2 protein-coding genes, 3 tRNA genes and 2 pseudogenes are annotated in these 3,153 nt (G+C 42.0%); all 7 read right to left on the bottom strand.

The annotated features are described in order from the left end of the window. Nucleotides 1-193: 193 nt before the first annotated feature. Nucleotides 194-442, bottom strand: a pseudogene (locus AC27KT_RS19720) (hypothetical protein); the annotation flags it as partial. After that, a complete protein-coding gene (locus AC27KT_RS19715) occupies nt 396-683 on the bottom strand; it encodes an Arm DNA-binding domain-containing protein (RefSeq protein WP_487132774.1) in 288 nt (95 codons plus the stop codon). The gene AC27KT_RS19715 and the pseudogene AC27KT_RS19720, both read right to left, overlap by 47 nt. 240 nt (nt 684-923) lie before the next feature. Continuing rightward, a tRNA-Leu gene (locus AC27KT_RS19710) sits at nt 924-1,010 on the bottom strand. 59 nt (nt 1,011-1,069) lie between these two features. Next, nucleotides 1,070-1,143 (bottom strand) — tRNA-Cys (locus tag AC27KT_RS19705). 41 nt (nt 1,144-1,184) lie between these two features. Next, nucleotides 1,185-1,260, bottom strand: a tRNA-Gly gene (locus AC27KT_RS19700). 169 nt (nt 1,261-1,429) lie between these two features. After that, nucleotides 1,430-2,002: a CDP-diacylglycerol--glycerol-3-phosphate 3-phosphatidyltransferase gene (pgsA, locus tag AC27KT_RS19695; RefSeq protein ID WP_014949608.1), complete on the bottom strand. Its 573-nt coding sequence runs from the start codon at nt 2,000-2,002 to the stop codon at nt 1,430-1,432. A gap of 123 nt (nt 2,003-2,125) precedes the next feature. Next, nucleotides 2,126-2,794 (bottom strand): annotated as a pseudogene (locus AC27KT_RS19690) (helix-hairpin-helix domain-containing protein); the annotation flags it as partial. Between the last annotated feature and the right edge of the window lie 359 nt (nt 2,795-3,153).

The raw sequence follows: 3,153 nt of genomic DNA, 5'->3' as shown, positions 1-3,153 counted from the left end.
ATTTTAATGAGATTGCATAAGGGACAAAGCTAGTCCCCAAAAAGTAACCCATTTTAAAAACTATTGAACCTAGCAATCCTATTAATATCGCCTTTATAATAATGATTGGTTCGGGCGGTTCTGCAGATTTAAAACTTTTCATTAACTTCCTTGTATTTTTCTACTTCCAAATCGAAAGTTTTACTGTTCTCTCTTAATAATGCTCTTCAATGTAGCTGTAGGCTTTCTTAAATAGCTCTTTGTCTTTACCCAGACCGAACTGCGCTAAAGTTACCATCAATGCTTTCTGTATTTCCCTGGAACCGCTATTGGAATTCTGCCAGCCTTCAAACCTTGTGGCTTTTACTATTTTGTCGATCTGCTCTACAACATCACCATTTAGTTTTGGCGTCGTTTCAGGGAGCGTTTTTAAGAATAGTTTTGTTAGCGCCTGTTTGTTGTTCCCACCACTGCCCGGCAACGTTCATGAACAAATCTTCGTTTAACCGTTGATCTTCTCTTAGCTTTTCACGTTTTTCTGCAGCTGGATTGACACCAGATTTAAACATTAGCCTGGCTTGCATGGTTAACTCTCGAGCTTTAGAAAGTGGAGTCTCAGGATAGGAGCCCAATGCCAACGTCTTTTGCTTACCCGCAAACCGGTATTTTAAACGCCAGAATTTGTTACCATTGGATTTAATCAATAAGCGTAACCTATCTTTGTCGGATACCCACTGATCCTTAACAGCTGGCTTTTATAGCGCGGTCTGTGAGTGGCATTTGGTGCTACCAAGTAAAATTGAACCTGGATAGCACCAAAAAGTAGCACCATTTATGCGTAGATTTCAATAGACAAGGTAAGACAACCGAAGACAACAAACACTCTGAAAGACTTGTTTTTATTGGGCTGAATAGACTATAAAAGACGATGTAAGACTAAGAAATGGTGCCCGGGGCCGGACTTGAACCGGCACGCTGTTACCAGCGAGGGATTTTAAATCCCTTGTGTCTACCAATTTCACCACCCGGGCATCGGGTTGCTTTTCAGCAAAGGTGTCAGGCGTAGAACCTGATGCTGCGTTGCAGCGTTTGGAGGCGGAACCCGGAGTCGAACCGAGATAGACGGATTTGCAATCCGCTGCATAGCCATTCTGCCATTCCGCCAGATGCGTCTGGCGCGTGATTAAAACTTATCTCTAAGAGATTGGAGCGGGAAACGAGATTCGAACTCGCGACCCCGACCTTGGCAAGGTCGTGCTCTACCAACTGAGCTATTCCCGCATGTCTTAATCGACCATTTCGTTTGGTTGATGTCCTCTCGAAATGTGGGGTGCATTCTACCTACCCATTCAAAACTGTCAACACAAAAAAGCGTTTAAATTGAGATAAATGCGGTTTTTTATGATCGTTTGCTATTTTTTTATTCACTTTGATTAATGTACGATCAATTTCACTTTACTGCGCCACTTCGAAGGTGTGGCCAGGCCGCTTTTGTATAAACAAACATTGACCAAATTGACAGCACTGCTGAGAAATATAAAAGAATATAACCTAAAGAAACCCAATAAATAGTTATGCCCATAAAGGTTTCTAATCCCGACAACAAGCCAATTAAGGCTAACATTTGCGCAGTGGTTTTTGCTTTACCTATAAAAGACACTTTAACCGCATCCCTTACACCATTCGAACCCATCCATTCACGTAACGCCGACACGTAAATTTCACGAACCAATAGCGCAATAGATGGCAACGTGATCCACAGGTTTGCATAACTATGAGTAATCATAAGAAGAGCTGCGCCCACAATGAGCTTGTCTGCTACAGGATCTAAGAATGCACCAAAGGGTGTAGACTGCTGTAGTTTTCTTGCTAGATAGCCGTCAAACCAGTCCGTTATTGCCGCAAGCCAAAAAATAAATGCGCCTGCCTCGTGCGCCCAGCGCCAATCAAGAAAATAAACAACTACAAATACAGGAATAAGGATTACTCGGAATAAAGTAATACAGTTTGGAACAGTCCACATAAAAAGTACGTCTCGGTGTTATGCCTCTATGGGCGTTTTAGCGCGGTAGCGTATAAGCTCTGCATCTTTCATTTTTGTAACACATTACCTTAATTTGTAATGCATTGCTTGTTACTCATTCATTTATTGATGAAGGTGGTCGTAAATAGTTTCCGCCAGTTCAGGGCTTATACCAGGTACATTTGAAATTTCATCTTTGCTGGCTTTCTTAAGACCCTGCAAGCCCCCCATGAATTTAAGCAGTGTTTGTCTGCGTTTAGCACCAATACCAGGTATGCTTTCCAAACTCGACGTGGTTTTAACTTTCTGGCGTCGGTTGCGGTGCCCAGTAATGGCAAATCGGTGAGACTCATCGCGAATATGTTGAATAAGGTGAAGCCCTGGCGAATGGCTATCCATCGGCAGAACCTGATGGCTACCTGCCAGTATTAGTGTTTCTAAGCCAGGCTTACGGGTGGTGCCTTTTGCCACGCCTAACAGCATAGGCTTTTTATCATGGGGCCAATCTTCAAAAAACGCTTCTGCTTGGGCAAGCTGTCCTTTACCACCGTCTATTAATAGAAGGTCAGGTATTTTTTGCACTTCTTTCACTGACTTGTAGCGACGTTTTAACGCCTGTGCCATGGCCGCGTAGTCATCACCTGGGGTAATGCCTTCTATATTGTATCTGCGATAGTCACTTTTGTGCGGACCTTCACGATTAAATACCACACACGAAGCCACCGTTTGCTGGCCAGACGTGTGTGATATATCAAAACACTCCATGCGTTGAATAGGCGTATCAACTTCCAGTGACGCTTATCTTAATGATTTACGTGACGCTGTAAAGCACTAATTTCAATTAAATCAATCAACTGGTGAAATATTCACCTTTTCGCAATAATAATAACCATCTTGGTAGAAAATGACCTGCGTTCTCATTATTTAAAAACACTATTAGCGTTAACCTACTATAAATGCACGTAAAACATAAAACGAAGTTTTTAAAAGCGATTGTAGTTCTCACTCAAAAATTCTCATTAGGTATTCTATGCACATCGACAGTTCATGATGCCAAAATGATAATGTTCATTTAGCTTTGAACAATATAGTTTTGCGTAGGTTTCACTCTTGGCTATAGCCATATACTAAAGCGAGTAAATTTAGCCCAT

Source organism: Alteromonas sp. 5NW40-0090, assembly GCF_057552975.1.
Note: the sequence above shows the minus strand (reverse complement) of the source record. Positions and strands in the feature narration are given on the sequence as shown.

Excerpts from the sequence above, each read along its gene's own strand:
- pgsA (WP_014949608.1), bottom strand. The coding sequence starts at position 2,002 with ATGTGGACTGTTCCAAACTGTATTACTTTATTCCGAGTAATCCTTATT.